The organism is Lentimicrobiaceae bacterium (assembly GCA_028697555.1).
Taxonomy (GTDB): Bacteria; Bacteroidota; Bacteroidia; order Bacteroidales; family UBA4417; genus UBA4417.
Genome location: JAQVEX010000048.1, coordinates 1 through 19063, shown reverse-complemented (window position 1 = coordinate 19063; position 19063 = coordinate 1). Strand labels below are relative to the sequence as shown.

Genomic DNA, 19063 nt, shown 5'->3' with positions numbered 1-19063 from the left:
AACACGGGTTTTGCGTCAGGCGGGTTGACGTGCAAACTTGGAGTTTTGTCGCCCGCACCTGCGTTCGCCTCGTGTTGACAGGACTTCGTCCCGCCAACCCGCCCGAACGCAAACCCCCAAAACGTTAGGGGCAAGTGTAAAAAGTCTAATGCTTTTATGAAAAACTTAACAGTAAAAATATATTGGGTTTAAATAATTAAGAAAACCGTTAAATATTGAAGTTTTTAACAGGAAAATAAGGTTGATATGAACGAGAACGAATTAGTTTTAAAATCGATAAACCAGTTAATGGAATACAGCTTTTTTATTCCCTCGTACCAGCGTGGCTATCGATGGACTGAAAAACAGGTAGAAGAATTATTAGAAGATATTTGGGCGTTTGCTATCAACCCACCAAAGCAGGAAGAAGGCAAAATGCGTCCTTTTTATTGCCTGCAGCCCATTGTGGTAAAACAGAAAAACGGCAAAACCGATGAATGGGAAGTTATTGATGGTCAACAACGCCTTACAACCGTTTTCCTAATATTGAAAAATCTCGAATCGCAAATCGAAAAAGACCAAAAAAATATAAAGCGGGTATTTTATGAAACAAGGGAAGAAAGCGAGAAATTCTTAACTGAAATTAAAGAAGCTGATTCTGAAAAGAACATTGATTTTTACCACATTGCACAGGCAAATAAAGCAATTCAGCAATGGTTTAAGAACAAAGCAAATAATACAGAGTTTGCCACGCCAAAAGCTAAGTTTGCCCCGACTTTTTTAACAGATACAAAAGTTATCTGGTATGTGATAAACGATGGCTCCGATTCCTACGATATTTTCACACGCTTAAACATCGGCAAGATTCAGTTAACCAATGCCGAACTGATAAAAGCCTTATTCCTGAAAAAATGGAACAATGCCGAAGCAGTGGATAAACTCAGGTTAAAACAACTGCAAATAGCTACCGAATGGGATAGAATTGAAAACACCCTGCAAGACAACGCATTTTGGTATTTCATTTACAACAAGCCTGATTCAAAGAATCCCCAATACGCTAATCGCATAGAATACATTTTCGACCTGATGAAAAACAAACCCGATGGAGAAGATGAAAAATATACCTTTTACAAATTTTACGAGGATTTTGAAATAAGCAAAAACAAGAACAAATACAAAATTCCTGACACCGATGCCCTGTGGTTAAGCGTAAAAAAATACTTCTTAACCTTTGAGGAATGGTACAAAGACAGGGAACTCTATCATTTAGTCGGTTTTCTGATTTCGATAAACTATAGGTTGCAGGACATACTTGAGCCCAAAAAGAACAATGTGAAAATCACCATCACATCCAAAACCGACTTCAAAGCATTCTTAAAAGATGAAATCAGGCAAAAGGTGAAATTCGATATCAGCAGCCTGAATTATGGCGATGATAAAATTAAAACCGTTCTGTTGCTTTTCAATATACAAACCATTCTTTCCAACGATAAATCGAATATGCGCTTCCCTTTCAATCTATACAAGAATGAAGATTGGGATATAGAGCATGTGCGTTCGCAAACCGACAAAAACATTACAGGCAACGACCGCAAAGAATGGGCAAAAGATATGCTCGAATATTTTAGCGGTTTTGCCAATGAAACGGAACAAAAACAATATATCGACAATTTGCAGAATACGGAAGTGGAAATTTTCAGAACTATATCAGAAAAAGAGGAAAGCAAAAATACTTTGGAAGACCTGTATCATGTTGCCTATGCCGATAAAATTGAAGATGAACGGTTTAGTTCGGTTTACAATAAAATAAAAAGCGAATTTAAAGAAGATAACGAACCAAGCAAATGTGCCATATCAAACTTAGCACTCTTGGATTCAGCCACCAACAGAAGTTATAAAAACGCATTCTTTCCAATAAAACGGAAAATAATTTTACAGAACGATAAGCGGGGAACTTTTATACCTATTTGCACAAAAAATGTATTTATGAAAGCTTACAGTAAAAAGTTTGATGAAGTAATGTACTGGAACAAAGATGATGCAAATGACTATTTAACGGAAATAAAAGAAACTCTTGTAGATTATTTACCCAAAAAACAAGTAAGCAATGACAATGAATAATATCGAACATATTTCGGGTAAACGATTAACTTTCTTTGAGTTGATAAAGGATTACCATATCCAAATTCCGATAATCCAAAGAGATTACGCTCAAGGCAGAATTACAGCCTATGAAATTCGCAACACCTTTTTAGATGTACTTCTTTCATATCTTGAAGAAAATAAAAAACACCGAGATTTGGATTTTGTGTATGGCAACCAGTCAAATGAAGCTATTGATGACGAAACAAAATTTATACCATTAGACGGACAACAGCGTTTGACAACTTTATTCTTGTTGCATTGGTATCTTGCTCTAAAAGACGATGAGATTGATAAACTCAGAGAACATCTGGTATACAGCAAACAGGGTGAAAATCCAAAATCAAAATTTTCTTATGAAACACGTACCAGTTCAAGGGAATTTTGTGATGCATTATTATTAGCAGATTTGGATTTAAATAATCTCCTTGAGCCCGATAATGGTAAAAAAAACAGCTTATCAAAGACCATTAAAGATAGTAGTTGGTATTTTCTTTCGTGGGAAACCGACCCCACCATCCAGTCTATGCTTGTAATGCTCGATGCTATTCATGCTAAATTTTACAACACAGAGGGTTACTTTCAGAGGCTGATAAGTGTTGATAATCCTGTAATCACCTTCCAGTTTCTTGATTTGAAAGAATTTAACCTTACCGATGATTTGTACATAAAAATGAATGCTAGGGGCATTCCACTTTCACCTTACGAAAACTTTAAAGCAAAATTTGAACAGCATTTAAAAAAGTCGGACTTCAATGCAAATCATTCTTACACCTTACCTTTTGATGGAAAGACGAATAAGGTTGATGTTAAAACCTATTTCGCCCATAAACTTGACACCGATTGGTCAAATTTGTTTTGGAGCCATACACTCGCAGACAAAAAGAAATTTGATAAACTGATAATGAATTTCATCAGGGCAATTGTGGTAAATAATTATGCTGCTAGTTCTGATAATGTTGTATTTCTCAAATATTTAATAGACAAGCATAACGAAGATATTTCATTTCAGCAGTATTCAAAAAATGCCTGTCTAAACGAGAAAACGGTAATTGACCTCATAACTATTCTTGATTTAATAAAGAACGGGAACAAAAAAGTGAAGAGTTATTTACCGGATTCATTTTATTATAATGAAGCGGAACAGTTTGATATGGTTGTCAACAATGATTTTGTTCAAGCCGGTTATGTAGAAAGGATTAAACTCCATGCCTATTGTCAATATTTGATTCAATGGAAAACAGCCAAAGGTTTTGAAGATATTGAAGGCTTACAAAATTGGATGCGGGTTATCTACAATTTAACAGAGAACACAGCACCTTACAACAATGAAAAGGAATTTATTAATTCTATTCGAGGAATAAATCAACTTCTTGAACATAGCAATGAGATTTTAACATACATATCAACGCTTGATAAAATTAGCGGTTTCGATGAAATACAATTCAAAGAAGAAAAGATAAAAGCCCATTTACTCTTAAAACAAAACAAGTGGGATGAGCTACTTTACCCTGTTGAAAAGCATGGATATTTTAAAGGTCAAATTGGGTTTATACTATTTTTAAGCGGTATCGAAGAATATTTCAACGCAAATCATCATTGCGATTGGAGCACTCTTGAAGATAAAACCTTCAAGGAACAGTTTGTGAAATATAGGGATATAGCATTAAAAATATTTAGCGATAAAGGTTTAAATACTTTCCCTGATTTTATATGGGAACGAGCTTTATTGACAAAAGGCGATTATTTGATTACAGAAGGCAGCAACCAAAGTTTCTTAATCAATTTCGACCGTGATATTAGCTGGAAGCGATTTTTGAAGAGAGACAAAAACCATAAATTACATAGCGACATCATTAAGCAAATTTTTAATGAACTTGATGCGAATAACCTTACTGCATTGCTGGAAATGATTAAAAATAGTAACGAAGTCACAGATTGGCGTAGCAGGTTTATTCAAACTCCACGATTGTTTAATTATTTAGGAACAAAACGTTATGTGAGAAAAAACTCCAGTCATGGCTTTGTCTTGTTCAGCGGTGAGCGAATGAGTGGCGCACACGCCGAACTTTATTCTTATTCATTTTTCCTTGATAATTTGGAAGGAAAAGAGTTTTCCCCTTTTGCTTCAAAAGCAAATTACTACTTTGCCGCAGGTGATGACAGTGAGGAACGCCCTTGTGCTTATATTGATAATTGGCAATTTAACAACAATAAATATGCAATAGATATTTTATACTTCCAGAATAAATTTAAGCTTCGCTTTTTTTACAGGGATTTAGGCAATTATAATGATAACTTGATTAAAACTTTAACAAATCATGGCTTTCATGCCACCAATAATTCGTATGTAATTTATTTGGAAGAAAATGAAGTCATACAAAAAATTAATGAGTTGGGAACTGCTTTAAAAGAATTAGCACTATGAATCTGGCAAGGTTAATTTACACTGAATCAGAAATACTTGAAATAACATCAGCCCCTAACAGCGTGTATGTGCAATAGCGGGTGAAGTGGTAAAACTAAGGTCTGTGCTTCTAAAAAACTTTGTGCTAAACGGACAGGAAAGTGTTTCTAATTCGCTACTGCACATAAACGCAGAACGTTGTATCTCAAATGCTAAACCATCCATACTCAACCCAAAACTCCTAAAACTTCAAGAATTTGAAAAGTTTTGGGAATTTTGTATATTATATTAAATAAATGTAACTTTGCTACTTGAATGTTATAAGTTTAATGTGTACGAATGTTGTACATTCGTCAAGAATATAAACCGTTAGCGGTAATTGTATGAAAAGAAAAATAGTAAGTTTCATTTTCCCTATAACCAGAAAAATAAAATCTGAGTATAGCGGTTATCTTGAATTGACCACTTTTAACGGAAGGACATTACTAAATACAGAGAACACAAATTATTCTTATGGAGCATTGCAAAGAGTTTTGAAATTCGGCTTGTTGAATACCGATCTTTCTAAAACAAGGAACATTTTGGTTCTGGGGCTTGGTGGTGGTTGCGTTATAAAAACATTAAGAAAAGAATTTAATTACGCTAACAGAATAACCGCTGTTGAAATTGACCCGGTAATAATTGAAATTGCTAAAAAAGAATTCGGAATTTCTGAAGACGACAAAACTAAAATAATTTGCGATGACGCTTTTGATTATGTCATGAATGACAATACTATGTTCGATCTAATCATTATAGACCTATTCATTGACAATAAGATTCCGGACAAATTCCTACTGCTGGACTTTTGGCGTGGAATAATTAACAAACTGTGTCTTGGCGGAACGATTATTTTCAATACTTTATGTGATCCTCACACAGAGACTAAAGACATAGAAAACAAATTGATGAAACGAGGGCTTAAATATAGAATACATAGACATGTGGAAGGGTCAAACAAAATATTAATTGCGAACTACTGCTAACAACGGCTACAAGAAACTGACGGCTCGGTCTGTAAATGAAGCTTTGTGCTTATACTTAAGTGTAGTGCTGATTGACAATGAAGTGCTCCGAAATCTTCACTGCACATATACAAACCCCAATCAATATTCTACTTCAATCGCTAAACTTTCCATATTCCCAAAATAAATGTACTCTTAGTTATTGCTTTTAAAAAAATGTTGTACATTTGATTTGTGAATCGTGTGTTACCTACAAGATTAAGAAACGAATTTTATATATTAATTATATTGATAAAATATGGAAACTTTTAATTTATTTAGAAATCTTACCTTTTCCGAGGCGGGACATACCTCATTTCTAAAAAAACTATTGCACAGAAAAGGAAAACATAATCAGAATGACTTATTTTTTAAAAGCTTTGTTATTGATGTACTTAAGAGCGAATATTTAGAATCTTTATCAGTTGAAACTGAAGTTAAAACTGGAAAAAAGGGTTTTGTTGATTTAATACTTCAAGATAAAGAAAAAAAGAATATTTACATAATAGAAAACAAGGTTAAAGGCGCAAAAGATAGACCAAATCAATTATACAGGTACTGGAGGAATCATATAAAAACACAAGAAGAAAAGGGTTTAAGTGGGAATTACAAGATTTTCTACCTAACAATTAATGGTAGTAAGCCGACTGCAGAATCTTTATCAAAACCTATTGTTTCAGCGAAAACTACTAAATATAAAGGTTTGCCAGACACTTTACCTATGGATGTTGGACTAATTTCATATAAAAAGGATATAAAGAATTGGCTTAAAGACTGCCTTTCAAAAATTGATAAAACAAATGATAATCAAAGATTGATTGTAACATTGGAACAATATATAGAATGGATTGAAAAAGAATGACAAAAACAAAACGCTCAATAGCATATTGTAAGCCTTTTCCGGATATTTCAAATTCGCTTTTATAAATTTACCAAAAGCAGCCTTACCTCCAGAATACGTTGGAGTACTAATAAAACGCTTCTTTTTCTTTTCGGATTTTACCATTAAGTATAAAAATAATATTTAATAGTTATTTAATTTGTTTATTAGTTAAATAAATTTGTTTTTTATAACATTATAAGTTGTTTATTTTAAAAATGTTGTACATTTGTTGAGTATATAAGACGTTAGGCGACACCTAAGGAAAAGAAAGATAACAGCATTGTATAATTGAAACCCCAAAGGATATATCTTTAAGTTAAGACATTATGAGTAATATTGACGATTATTCGAAACTTATTGAGGAGTTTAAACAAATTCCCAAATTTGAATATCATACAACATATTTAGATATCTGCAGATATCCGGGTAATAGATTTGAAGAAATTTGTAGTAGGATTTTAGCATTTTTCTTTCAACCTAATAATGAACACGGATTGAAAGATTTATTTTTGAAATCACTATTCGATACTATTAATAAAGAAAACCCTTTATACGTTCGGGATACCCAGATCACTGTTGATACTGAAGTTCAATCAGAAGACAATAAAAGACTTGATATCTTAATTACAGGTACTAACTTTATTATTGGAATTGAGAATAAAATTTATGCACCTCTTTATAATCCTCTTGATAGTTACAAAGAAACCATAAATAAAAAGGCAAATCAGTGTGAAATTAATAAGGATAAAATTTTTAAAATTGTATTGTCAGTTAAAAAAATTACAGACCAAAGTGAATTAACAAAAATGTATGATAATGGATTTGTAAAAGTCTATTATTCAGAGTTTTTTGAAAACCTTAAAAAAAATGTTGGCAATTACTTTTCACAAGCCAACCCAAAATATGTAACAATTATGTATGATTTTATTGAAACAATTGAAAATATGGATGGAAGAATTGATGATGAAATGGTTAGTTTTTTTATTGAGAACAAGGACAATGTTGAAGAAATGATTGACCAGTATAATAAAGTCAAACAGCAAATTCAGAGTATTCGAATAAATAAAATTAGTGAGATTTTGAACATAATTAAAGAGCGTATAGATGAAAATTGGACTCATTGGGATGGTTGGCTCTTAGTCATTGATAAATTTAACGCTAACACTGAATTGCCTCGCATTGGAATAGAATCTTGCTACTCATCTTATAATCAAAACCCTTTAGGTAAATTTATAATTTACATCACAACTTGGTCTGTAAAAGATTATGAGCCGTATGAAGAGATATTAAAAATCAGATATCCTGATAGGATTCCTAAAAAAAATCCATATGGAGATAATAAAGTCTATCTGTATGTGGAAGAAATTGAAATTGATAATGATAATGAAACAAAAGTTCTTGAAAGATTAAAATATCACTATGACGAATTAAAAAGTGTCGTTGCAGAGTTGTTAAATAAAAAATAAAAGGCGACCACCAAATATACACAAAGCTTAACCATATATAAAGACGTGCCACGTAGTGCCAAAACGTTACACCCCAATCTCTCCTTTCCCTTCCGCATTTAGCAATTAATATTGTTGTTGAACCCAACATTTAAGTATTATTAATTTTTATTATTGAATAAATAAATGTATTTTTGTTACTTAAATATTATTTAAACATTATAAACCTATGAAAAAAATTTTATTAACAATTATTGCTATTATGACTATGACAACTTTTATCTCAGGGCAGGATATTAAATTGCCAGAACCGCAAAAAAACATCGGTAAACCATTAATGCAAGCATTAAGCGAACGCAAGAGTTCCAGAGAGTTTTCGGACAAGGACTTGTCTTTGCAAGAACTTTCAAATCTTTTGTGGGCTGCAAACGGTTTTAACAGACCCGACAAAAGAACAGCTCCAACTGCTCTTAACAAACAAGAATTAGAGCTTTATTTCTGCGATAGAAACGGAATTTACTTTTACGACGCAAAAAATAATGTCGCCAAACTAATAAAAAAAGGCGATTACAGAGCTTCTGCCGGTCATCAGGAGTTTGTAGGTACGGCAGCTATAAACATTTTGTTTGTCTGCGATAACAGTAAATCGGCAAAAGCCGAATTTTCATATACCAACTGCGGATATATTTCGCAAAACATCTACTTGTATTGTGCTTCGGAAGGTTTGGCAACCGTAGCTCGCGGCTCTTTCGATAATGATAAACTTATTAAATTACTTAACTTAGATAGTAATTTTAAGGTATTGCTGGCACAATCAGTGGGTTACCCAAAATAATTTTCGAGTAAAATATACTTTTTTGTAGATATTGTTAAAAAATAACGATAAAAAGGATACCTTTGCAAAAAATTAATAATAACCAAAAATTAAAATAAAGTGAAAATATTAGTTTGTATTAGTAATGTACCCGATACAACAACTAAGATAAAATTCGCCGACGATAATAAGTCGGTTGATTTTACAGGTGTTCAGTGGGTCATTAATCCTTGGGACGAATTGGCACTTACGCGTGCTATTGAACTTAAAGAAAACGCTTCTAACAATATTAGCAGTGTTGTTGTGGCTCACGTTGGCGAAGCTACTTCCGATCCTACAATTAGGAAAGCATTAGCAATTGGAGCCGACTCTGCTATTAGAGTTAACACCAAAGCCGACGACGCTTTTAATACAGCCAAACAATTGGCAAATGCAGTTAAAGACGAAGGTTTCGATATTATTCTTTGCGGAATTGAATCGAGCGACCACAATGGCTCAACCGTTGGTGGCATGCTTGCCGAACTTTTAAATATCGATTCAGTTACCGGAGTTTCTTCCTTAGAAATTGAAAACGGACATGCAAAAGTAATTCGCGAAATCGACGGCGGTAGGGAAACTCTTACTGTTCCAAACACTGCCTTGTTTGTTGTTCAAAAAGGTATTGCAAAAGAACCCCGAATTGCAGCTATGAGAGGAATTATGCAAGCTCGTACCAAACCTATAAAAGTGGTTGAGCCCGTTGCAACCGACTCGTTTACCCAAATTACGCAATTGGAAAAACCTGTACCACGTGCAGCATGCAAGTTTGTTGATGCCGACAATGCAGGCGAACTCATCACCCTTTTGCAAAACGAAGCTAAAGTTCTTTAATTATTAACCAAAAAAGCAGAAAATAATATGTCAGTTTTAATATATACCGAAAATTGGGATAACCAATTCAAAAAGTTATCGTTTGAACTTGTATCGTACGGATACAGCGTTGCAAAAATGATGAACACCGACCTGAAAGTAGTTTCAATAGGCAATGTTCCCGAAGACCAACTGATGATTTTGGGCAAATACGGAGCTTCTCACATATATCAAGTAGATGATAATCAGGATTTTAATGATAGAAACTACACAAAAATAATTGAAGAAGTTGCCAAAAAATGCAATGCCGAGCTAATAATTTTTGCAAACAATAACAAAGGCAAAGCCATTTCGTCCAGATTATCGGTTCGCCTTAATGCAGCAATTGCAACAGGAGTAAGCAAGCTACCAATTAGCGTAAATCCTTTTGTGGTTTACAAAAAAGTATTTTCGGGTAAAGCTTTCGCAGATGTTGAACTTAAGAGTCAAACGAAAATCATAACGCTTGCTCAAAACTCGTTCGAGATTAGCGAAAATCCACAAACAGTTAATATTGAAAAGTTGACTGTAAGCACCGAAGCATCCAATATTAAATTGGAAAACACCGAAAAACAAACAGGTAAAATACTTCTAAACGATGCCGAAATAGTTGTTTCGGGTGGAAGAGGTATGAAATCGCCTGATAATTGGGCTCCGCTTGAAGAATTAGCAAGTTTGCTCGGTGCTGCAACAGCATGCTCTCGTCCTGTTTCCGACGAAGGTTGGCGTCCCCATGAAGAGCATACAGGTCAGACAGGTAAAATTATAGCTCCAAATCTATATTTTGCTTTCGGAATTTCGGGTGCAACCCAACATATAGCCGGCGTTAGCTCATCGAAGTATATAGTTGCTATCAACACCGATAAAGATGCTCCTATTTTTGAACAAGCACAGTACGGTATTGTTGGCGATGCTCAAAAAGTACTACCGCAACTTATTCAAGCTGTCAAAGACATGCAGCAAAAATAGTATTAACTTAATTTTACTTGCATAATGGTAAAACAAATAGTTTTTATAATTGCACTTCTTATTACATTAGGAGTATTTGCCTATACTATTAGTAAGATTATCAATAACTTTAAGCTCACAAAAGCCAATTTCCCTATAAAAAACATAGGCAAGAGGTTTAAAAACATGCTTAAAGTTGCTTTCGGACAAACAAAAATATTCCGTCGTCCTGTAATAGGTTTAATGCATGCAATAGTTTTTTGGGGATTTTGTGTAATACTGTTCGGCAGTATCGAGATGGTTATCGACGGAGTGGGCAGACTTGAAAGGTCTTTGGGTGTCTTGGGAGGATTTTACGACTTTATGATAGCTTTTGGAGATATTTTTGCTCTGTTGATAGCAATTTCTATCATAGCTTTCCTTATCAGACGTATTTTTATGCACATTCCACGTTTTAGTGGGATTGAAATGAAGAAAAAATCTCATCAAGATGCTAATGTTGCTCTTACCTTGATTTTACTTCTGATGATTTCGTTGTTGGGCTTAAATTCGGCATACGTACAGCTTAAAGCCGTTACCGGAACGCCGTCTGTTGGAGTATTTCCCGTTAGCAATTATCTATCCGATATATTATATGCAAATGCGAGTGTTCATCAACTTCATATTTGGCACGATATTTTTTGGTGGATGCATATTTTGCTAATATTCTTATTTGCCAACATCCTGCCGTATTCTAAGCATTTCCACGTATTTTTATCGGTTCCAAACACATTTTTAGTTCGCCTTGAACCGCTTGGTAAACTCACCAATATGGACGAAATTACCAAAGAAGTAAAACTAATGTTAGACCCAAACGCAGCTTTCGACACAAATGAACCGCCAGCCGAAATACAAAGGTTTGGAGTAAAAGACGTAACGGATATTTCGTGGAAAAACTACTTCGATTCGCTTACCTGTACGGAGTGCGGAAGATGTACTTCGGTTTGTCCTGCAAATATTACGGGTAAGAAGCTTTCTCCGCGGAAAATTATGATGGACGTCAGAGCCAGAATGAAGGAAAAGGGAAACATAGTATCTAAAAAAGGCAAAGAGTTCGACGACGGAAAATCGCTTTTGAGAGACTATATAAGCGAGGAGGAAATTTGGGCTTGCGTTACTTGCAACGCTTGTGCTAACGAATGTCCTGTAAACATTAATCAGCCGACACTTATTGTTGATATCAGAAGGTATTTGGTAATGGAAGAAAGTGCTGCTCCAACGGGCTTAAATACAATGTTTTCGAATATAGAAAACAACGGTGCTCCTTGGCAGTATTCGCCGGAAGATAGACTACTTTGGACTGAAAACATGTAATTTTTTATACTAACAGTTTGTAAATCAGAAAAATATAAAACCAATAATAACTATATGGAAACTCCAAAACAGAAAGTTCCAATAATGTCGGAAGAATTTGCACAAGGCAACAAGCCCGAATACTTGTTTTGGGTGGGCTGCGCAGGAGCTTACGACGATAGATATAAAAAAGTAACAGCAGCTTTCGCTAAAATTTTAAATCATTTAAACATTAGCTACGCTGTACTAGGCACTGAAGAAACTTGCACCGGCGATCCGGCTAGAAGAGCAGGAAACGAAATGCTTTTCCAAATGCAAGCTCTTACTGTTATCGAGACTCTTAAAATGTACGAAGTGGAGAAAATTATCACAATTTGTCCGCATTGCTACAACACTTTTAAGAACGAATATCCCGACCTTGGCGGTAAATACGAAGTATTCAACTACTTGGAAATCATTTCGGAAAATATAAACAACGGCAAACTTTCAATCAATAACAAAGACAACGTAAAAATTACTTATCACGACCCTTGCTATTTGGGCAGAGCCAATAAAATATACGACGAGCCGCGACAAATACTAAACGCAATTACAAATTCTTTTGTCGAAATGAAACGACATAAAAGTTCTGCATTATGTTGCGGAGCAGGCGGCGCTCAAATGTTTAAAGAAGCCGAAAGCGGTAACAAAGAAATTTTTATCGAGCGAACCGAGGAAGCTATCGGTACAGGTGCCGAAGTTATTGCAACTGCTTGTCCTTTCTGCATGACAATGATGACCGACGGCTTGAAATATACCAACAAAGAAGATGAAATCAAGAACTTTGATATTGCCGAATTAATTGCAAATAATTTGAAATTATAATAACATTAAAATAACTATGGAAGACAAAAAAGTTTTAAAGAGCGGTGAGTTTTTAGTGAAAAAAACGGACGCAAAAGATGTATTTATTCCCGAAGAATTTAACGAAGAGCAACTTATGATTGCTCAAACTTGTCAGGATTTTTTGGAAACCGAAGTTTATCCGCATTTAGATGAGTTGGATTCTCCTAACTATGAATTGATGCACCAAATACTTAAAAAATCAGGCGAGTTGGGCTTAATGGGTATTGCTTTACCCGAAGAATATGGCGGATATGGACAAGATTTTGTTACTCAAATGCTTACAGCCGAAACAATAGGTGCAGGTTATTCGTTTTCAGTAGCTTTTATGGCTCACTGCGGTATAGGAACTTTGCCTATTGCATACTACGGCAATGATTTTCAGAGAGAAAAATACGTAACAAAATTAGCCACAGGCGAATATATTGGTGCGTACTGTTTGACCGAACCCGGTGCAGGTAGCGATGCCAACTCAGGAAAAACCAATGCAGTTTTGTCGGAAGATGGAACACATTACATCTTGAACGGACAAAAAATGTGGATTACCAACGCCGGTTTCGCAGATATTGAAACGGTATTTGCTAAAATAGGTAACGACAGAATTTTGAGTGCATTTATCGTAGAAAAAGATTGGGACGGCGTTGTTGTTGCTCCCGATGAGAAAAAAATGGGTATTAAGGGCTCATCTACAGCTCAAATATTCTTCAACGATGTAAAAGTTCCGGTTGAAAACCTTATAGGAAAACAAGGCGAGGGCTTCAGAATTGCACTTAACATCCTTCACATGGGAAGAATTAAATTAGGTGCTAACGTTTTAGGCGCTGCCAAAACTTCTATCAACGATTCTGTTCAGTATGCCAACGAACGTAAGCAGTTTGGTGTTCTGATTTCAACATTCGGAGCTATTCAATACAAACTTGCTCAACAAGTTATAAAAACCTTTGCTCACGAGTCGGCTACGTACCGCTTAAGCAAAGATATAGATATTATGACCAATATAAACAAAGAAGCAGGAATGGAGCCGGGTAGGGCAGCTATTGAAGCTATTGCACACTACGCCGTTGAAGCCGCACTTCTTAAAGTTTACGGTTCGGAATGTTTGGATTACGTTGTTGACGAAGGCGTACAAATTCACGGTGGTATGGGTTACTCTGCCGAAATGAATATTGAAAGAGCTTACAGAGACTCGAGAATTAACAGAATTTTTGAAGGAACCAACGAAATTAACAGATTTTTGATTGCCGATACTGCAATTAAAAAAGCTCAAAAAGGTGAATTTGAACTGTTCGAAAAAGCTCAGCAAGTTTTTGATAATATTAATTCAATTAAAGGTGGTACCGACAAAACCGACTACTTCGGACAAATCAGCGATTACGTCGAAAACTTCAAAGACCTTACACTTTTGGCTATTCATACATCTTCGCAATTCTATAAGAGACAAATTGGCAAAGAACAAGAAGTTGTTCACGGAATTTCCGACATGATGACCGAAATTTATGTTTTGGAATCCTTAGCTCTCAGATTAGAAAAGCTTAGCACTATGAGAGATAATATCGATATTTACAAAGACATTTTAGACGTGTATTTGTTTGATGCATCATTTGCTATATACAAATTAGCTGTTGATATTTTCAATACTCTTGCTACCGATGCCGAACTTAAATCGTTGATAAGCGTAGCAGAAAAACTTACAGCAGTTAAGCCGGTTAACACAAAAGAGGCAAGACGCCGTATTGCTGCTAAACTTATTGAAGATAATAAATACAACTTTTAGAATCAGCTTGAAATAAGTTTAAACAAAAAAGTTGTCGAAGTATTTTCGACAACTTTTTTTTATTTAGCTTATCAAGGAAAAATACTATTTTTGTACATATTAGAAGAAATTGTTATCGGGTTCTGCAATTTTTTCCGATGTTGTAATTCTTCAGAATCCTTTATCGTATATATCTGTAATATGAGCAATAGAAATTTTATTAGCATTGTTATTTCGGCATATAACGAAGAAGCTAATATTGCCGAATTGTACAAACAACTTAAACAAAGTTTGGATACAATAGATTCGCTAAAATATGAAATTATTTTTGTTAATGACGGCAGTAAAGACAATACAAAAGCTGAAGTATTAAAGTTGTACGAAAAAGATAAAGATGTAAAGTTAGTTGATTTTGTCAGAAATTTCGGTCACGAAATAGCTATGACTGCCGGTATGGACTATGCCGTAGGCGATGCCGTACTTTTTATGGATGCCGATTTACAACATCCACCGCAGCTTATACCCGAAATGGTTAAACACTGGCGCGATGGAGTTGATATTGTTCTAACCAAACGTGTTGACAATCAACAAGAGAGTTATTTTCAGAAATTAAGAGGTAAAATATTTTATAAAATACTTAACAAGCTATCTGATTTTGAAATTCCTGCTCAAACCCCCGATTTTCGGCTAATAGACAGGAAATACGTCGAAGTTGTTAAGAGCATGAAAGAGAACAATAGAATGTTCAGAGGTTTAATAAGTTGGATAGGAGTAAGCAATCAGGTTGTTATCGATTTTGAAGCTCCTAGTAGATTTGCCGGAGAAAGCAAATACAGTGTTAAAAAACTTATGAAATTAGCTGTTGATAGTATATTGTCGTTTTCAATTAAACCTTTAAGATTTGCAATGTATTTTGGCATTATCAGTATAATAATAAGCGGTTTGGTAGGAGTTTACATGATAATCGATTATCTGATAACTCCCAATTATCAAACCACGGGCTTTGCTACAACTGCTTTGCTTGTCATTTTTCTTGGTTCGGTGCAGCTTATTTCTTTGGGTGTAATAGGAGAGTACGTAGGTCGTATTCATATTGAAACAAAAAACAGACCTTTATACATTGCTCAATATTTCCCTAATCAGGTTGATTAAGCTGTTTCTTTTTCAGCAATATAATATCTTTAGTTTTTCTAACAACTTCCCAATCTTCGGAATTTTCATAATCGTTTATCCTTCTAGCATATTCTTCTTTATAGAAAGGATAAGGAGGACCGTTGATTAAAAATGTTAGGTATTCAACATCTTTTTGGAAATATGGGAAATAGTATATTCTATCTCTGAAAGAAAGATGAGGCACTAAAGTAGAAGAAGCACAAACATTTGCATCGTCAGGTATAAGCGACAGAACTTCTTTTATCTCGGCAATGTTATAATCCGATTTGTAGAATTTAGGATCGTATATTTTTTCTTTTGCCGAATTATACCATTTAGAAGTACGTGTATTCATCTTTATAATTGTAAATGTGAGAGTTGAAGCACACAAAATAATACCTATTATTTTGGCTAATTTTCTGTTTTTTAAGCTAGCCAAAATTGAAAAAGATGCAAATGTCAGTATTGATACAATTTCAACTGAAGAAAATATCATTAATCCCCAATAGGTCATATTGTCGGACAACAATTTTTGCAAGATAACGGGAATAAAAGGTATAAAATAGTGCGGACGTCTGAACAACAAAATACCTCCCGAAACAAGGAATGCAAGCCAAAACTCCGCTTTAATACCGTCGTACATGGGTTCGTTCAAATGATTTACAAACATCAGTTTAACAACATCAATTGGGTGAGTTACGGCATATACAAATGCTTCACGCACATTTTCGCCCAATGCGGTATATGTAAAACGATTGTACGAATATTCGGAACTCTCGACATTGAACGCAGGAATTAGAACCGTAAAAACAAGTACTAAATACAACAACGAAATTGTACTAACTCCAATAGACCAATAGCGAGATTTTTTGTTTTTGTATGTATCAATAAGCAAAAATATACCTATAAAAATAAACCACAATGGCATATTTTCTCTGGAAGTGATGACAAAGAACATAAAAATCAACGAAACCCAATATTTCTCCTTATAAAAATAGTAGAGAAAAATTGGCACCACGGCAGCTGAAACTACAGGGTCAACGTATCCAAAAGAAATTGCGCTATAATGTCCGCCAATTACAAAATAATGAACAACAGCAATTAAGCTCAACCATTCGTCTTTGCTTCTTAGTAAAATAACTTTATATGTAAAATAGCCACCTAAGGTGATAAAAATATTCATTATCAACAAAAGTGTGTAGGAGCCGAATATGGGCTTTAACAAACACGCTATTGGCGAAATAATGGCTAATGTGAAACTCGGATGGATTTGGAAAAAGGATTCTAACTGAAGAGAAAAAATTGTTAAAGGACCCGAACGGCAATTACAAAAATTTCTTAATGCTTGCAGGTGAAACCCATAGTCCAAAGCATCTGTCCTGTACAAATAATGATTGAAATATGTTTGAACATTAAATACAATAAAGAAAAAAATAACTACGCCTATCGCTATCTTGTACTGCTTGCTCAAGTTTTTTAATATTGCCATATCGACTTAGTTGTGCTCGTTGATTGTACAAAAATACATTTTTTTGATTTTCGCACAAGTAAAACCTATAATAATTAAATATTGAGCATAAAATAGAAAGAGAATGCCTATATAAAGCATCCTCTTTCAGTCAAACTATTATTTACATTAATCTTAGTAATAATCGCTAATGGCTACACCAATGGTAAATGGATAAATTGAAGGACCTTTGTTTTCTTTAAACAATCCTGTAAATTGATACTGAGCAAATAATTTTACTGCATTCCAACCAACATATGCAGTCATGCTCAAGTTTAGCGGAGCCGTTACTCCGTTCAATCTACCGTAATCTTTAATTTTATTGTTGGTTACTTTATCTGTATATACATTTTTTGTATATGAATTTAATACAAAACTGCCCACAACTCCACCGCCTATGCGAATTTCATCACAACACTTGTTGACCGGTATCCTAAATTCAAGCAATAAAGGAACATTAATGTTAAATGTAGTCATTTTGCTTTTCTTAAAATTTAAAGTGGAGTCATTAACCATTCTGTATGTTTTAAGTAAATTATCTTCGGTATTGACTATCCTAACATTTTCGTCGAATTTATAATTGTTCCATAAAACTCCCAAACCCGAAATAAATCCGACTCTTCCTTTTAACATATCGTATGATACTTCGGCAAAGTTAAGATAAACACTCATCGATCTATCAGGAATATTGACAGACATATCATACTTATACAAATTGTCCGAATTTTCATAATTACTTGAGCTATTAAGTCCTAAAAAATTATCGCCTAAACCAAAACTACCATAATTAAGGTTAAATCCGTTTTCTCTGCGCTTTTTGTTGAATTTGTATGTTGTGTTGTTGCGTTGAAGCACATTACTGTCGTAGTTTAAAGAATAATTGTATGTAGTATCTCCTGTAGTTTCGTTGTACGTAGCAGTACGCTCAATATTGTAAGTGCCATTTTGCGAAATTGTTTCAGTTTTACCGTTTTCTACGTAATGCAGTTTTGACGCACCTGAAATATTAGCTTTTATGTTATTATTGGGTACAATAGTGCATTCCGAAGCTCCGGATACTACCACATTTGCAGAGTTTACATCAAGATTTTCGGCATAAACTTTAGCCAATCCGGTAGAATAAGTTTCTATGCTAGACGCAATTCCGCTAAAAGTCGATTTGCTTGTACCCGAATTTTTAGCAACTAATGTTTTGCCGATAAAATCGATATCGACATTACTGTTGCCTGAATTGTCAACATGTAATCCTTCGGAGCTTACATCCAATATCATAGAACTATTTCCGCTGCATTTTACATCTAAATAGTCTGTTATTATGTCTCCTTCGGATGTTACACTTGAGTTCCCGGAAGCCGTAATGCGTCTAATTTCAATAAATGTAACCTTAATTATCGAATTATTATTAGAAGAGCCATTTATTGTGAGCGTTTCGTTATTTACTTTTGTATAAAAATTGTCTGCTGGACCTTCAATTTCAACTTTATATTCGGCGCCTTGCATTATGAGCACTTTAGCTGAGCCATTCACTGATATTTTGTTAAATTCAGGCAATAACGTAACATTATCGGCAAAAATTTTTGGACTTAGAATGATAGCACTTATTAGAACAAGTGTTTTAATGATTTTTGTTGTTTTCATAGATTTAATGTGTTTAATTATTTGTAAATAGATAAGTTAGGTGTTGTTATATAATAAGATATCTTGTTATCATCGGTGTTTTTTGTAATGTAGAGCCAATAATCGCTTTTGGATGATGAATTGTTATACAAATCGTTGTAGGCAAACGCTTCAAGTTCCTGATAGCTCATTTCGGTATTTATTTTCAGCGCCTTTGTCAACAATTTGCCGACAAACTGCCTTATGCCGGTCGGTCTTTGAACAAAGCTTT

The 19063-nt window shown here is 34.4% G+C and carries 15 protein-coding genes; 12 read left to right on the top strand and 3 right to left on the bottom strand.

What is annotated here, in order from left to right; genetic code table 11:
• Positions 1-246: 246 nt before the first annotated feature.
• The 12 genes from PHP31_08100 to PHP31_08045 all read left to right on the top strand — a co-directional run bounded on the left by PHP31_08100 (position 247) and on the right by PHP31_08045 (position 15668).
• Positions 247-2100, top strand: a complete 1854-nt coding sequence (locus PHP31_08100) for a DUF262 domain-containing protein (protein ID MDD3739237.1) — start codon at positions 247-249, stop codon at positions 2098-2100.
• Positions 2087-4549, top strand: a complete 2463-nt coding sequence (locus PHP31_08095; GenBank protein ID MDD3739236.1) for a DUF262 domain-containing protein — start codon at positions 2087-2089, stop codon at positions 4547-4549. Before PHP31_08100 ends, PHP31_08095 begins: the two co-directional genes overlap by 14 nt.
• Before the next feature lie 362 nt (positions 4550-4911).
• Positions 4912-5553 (top strand): fused MFS/spermidine synthase, encoded by a 642-nt coding sequence (locus tag PHP31_08090; GenBank protein MDD3739235.1) that lies wholly within the window; start codon positions 4912-4914, stop codon positions 5551-5553.
• Between the two features lie 277 nt (positions 5554-5830).
• Positions 5831-6433 carry a PD-(D/E)XK nuclease family protein gene (locus PHP31_08085; GenBank protein MDD3739234.1) on the top strand — a complete coding sequence of 201 codons (603 nt, stop codon included), beginning with the start codon at positions 5831-5833 and terminating at the stop codon, positions 6431-6433.
• Positions 6434-6780: 347 nt separating this feature from the next.
• On the top strand, positions 6781-7920 hold the full coding sequence (locus tag PHP31_08080; protein ID MDD3739233.1) for a PD-(D/E)XK nuclease family protein: 1140 nt from the start codon (positions 6781-6783) through the stop codon (positions 7918-7920).
• 208 nt (positions 7921-8128) lie between these two features.
• The gene (locus PHP31_08075) at positions 8129-8734 is read left to right on the top strand and encodes a SagB/ThcOx family dehydrogenase (GenBank protein ID MDD3739232.1); all 606 of its coding nucleotides are present in this window, start codon (positions 8129-8131) and stop codon (positions 8732-8734) included.
• Between the two features lie 99 nt (positions 8735-8833).
• A complete protein-coding gene (locus tag PHP31_08070; protein MDD3739231.1) occupies positions 8834-9583 on the top strand; it encodes an electron transfer flavoprotein subunit beta/FixA family protein in 750 nt (249 codons plus the stop codon).
• Positions 9584-9610: 27 nt separating this feature from the next.
• Positions 9611-10570 carry an electron transfer flavoprotein subunit alpha/FixB family protein gene (locus PHP31_08065; protein MDD3739230.1) on the top strand — a complete coding sequence of 320 codons (960 nt, stop codon included), beginning with the start codon at positions 9611-9613 and terminating at the stop codon, positions 10568-10570.
• Between the two features lie 24 nt (positions 10571-10594).
• On the top strand, positions 10595-11902 hold the full coding sequence (locus tag PHP31_08060; protein MDD3739229.1) for a (Fe-S)-binding protein: 1308 nt from the start codon (positions 10595-10597) through the stop codon (positions 11900-11902).
• Between the two features lie 54 nt (positions 11903-11956).
• Positions 11957-12745 (top strand): (Fe-S)-binding protein, encoded by a 789-nt coding sequence (locus PHP31_08055; protein MDD3739228.1) that lies wholly within the window; start codon positions 11957-11959, stop codon positions 12743-12745.
• A gap of 16 nt (positions 12746-12761) precedes the next feature.
• Positions 12762-14537, top strand: coding sequence for an acyl-CoA dehydrogenase family protein (locus PHP31_08050; protein ID MDD3739227.1), 1776 nt, complete (start codon positions 12762-12764; stop codon positions 14535-14537).
• A gap of 180 nt (positions 14538-14717) precedes the next feature.
• Positions 14718-15668 (top strand): glycosyltransferase family 2 protein, encoded by a 951-nt coding sequence (locus tag PHP31_08045; protein MDD3739226.1) that lies wholly within the window; start codon positions 14718-14720, stop codon positions 15666-15668.
• Here PHP31_08045 and PHP31_08040 read toward each other — a convergent pair.
• The 3 genes from PHP31_08040 to PHP31_08030 all read right to left on the bottom strand — a co-directional run.
• Positions 15652-17157: a DUF2079 domain-containing protein gene (locus PHP31_08040; GenBank protein ID MDD3739225.1), complete on the bottom strand. Its 1506-nt coding sequence runs from the start codon at positions 17155-17157 to the stop codon at positions 15652-15654. The two genes, PHP31_08045 and PHP31_08040, sit on opposite strands and share 17 nt — an antisense overlap.
• 153 nt (positions 17158-17310) lie before the next feature.
• Positions 17311-18813, bottom strand: a complete 1503-nt coding sequence (locus tag PHP31_08035; protein ID MDD3739224.1) for a DUF2807 domain-containing protein — start codon at positions 18811-18813, stop codon at positions 17311-17313.
• A 17-nt stretch (positions 18814-18830) separates the two neighbouring features.
• Positions 18831-19063: hypothetical protein (locus PHP31_08030; protein ID MDD3739223.1), on the bottom strand; the 233-nt coding region annotated here is incomplete at its 5' end.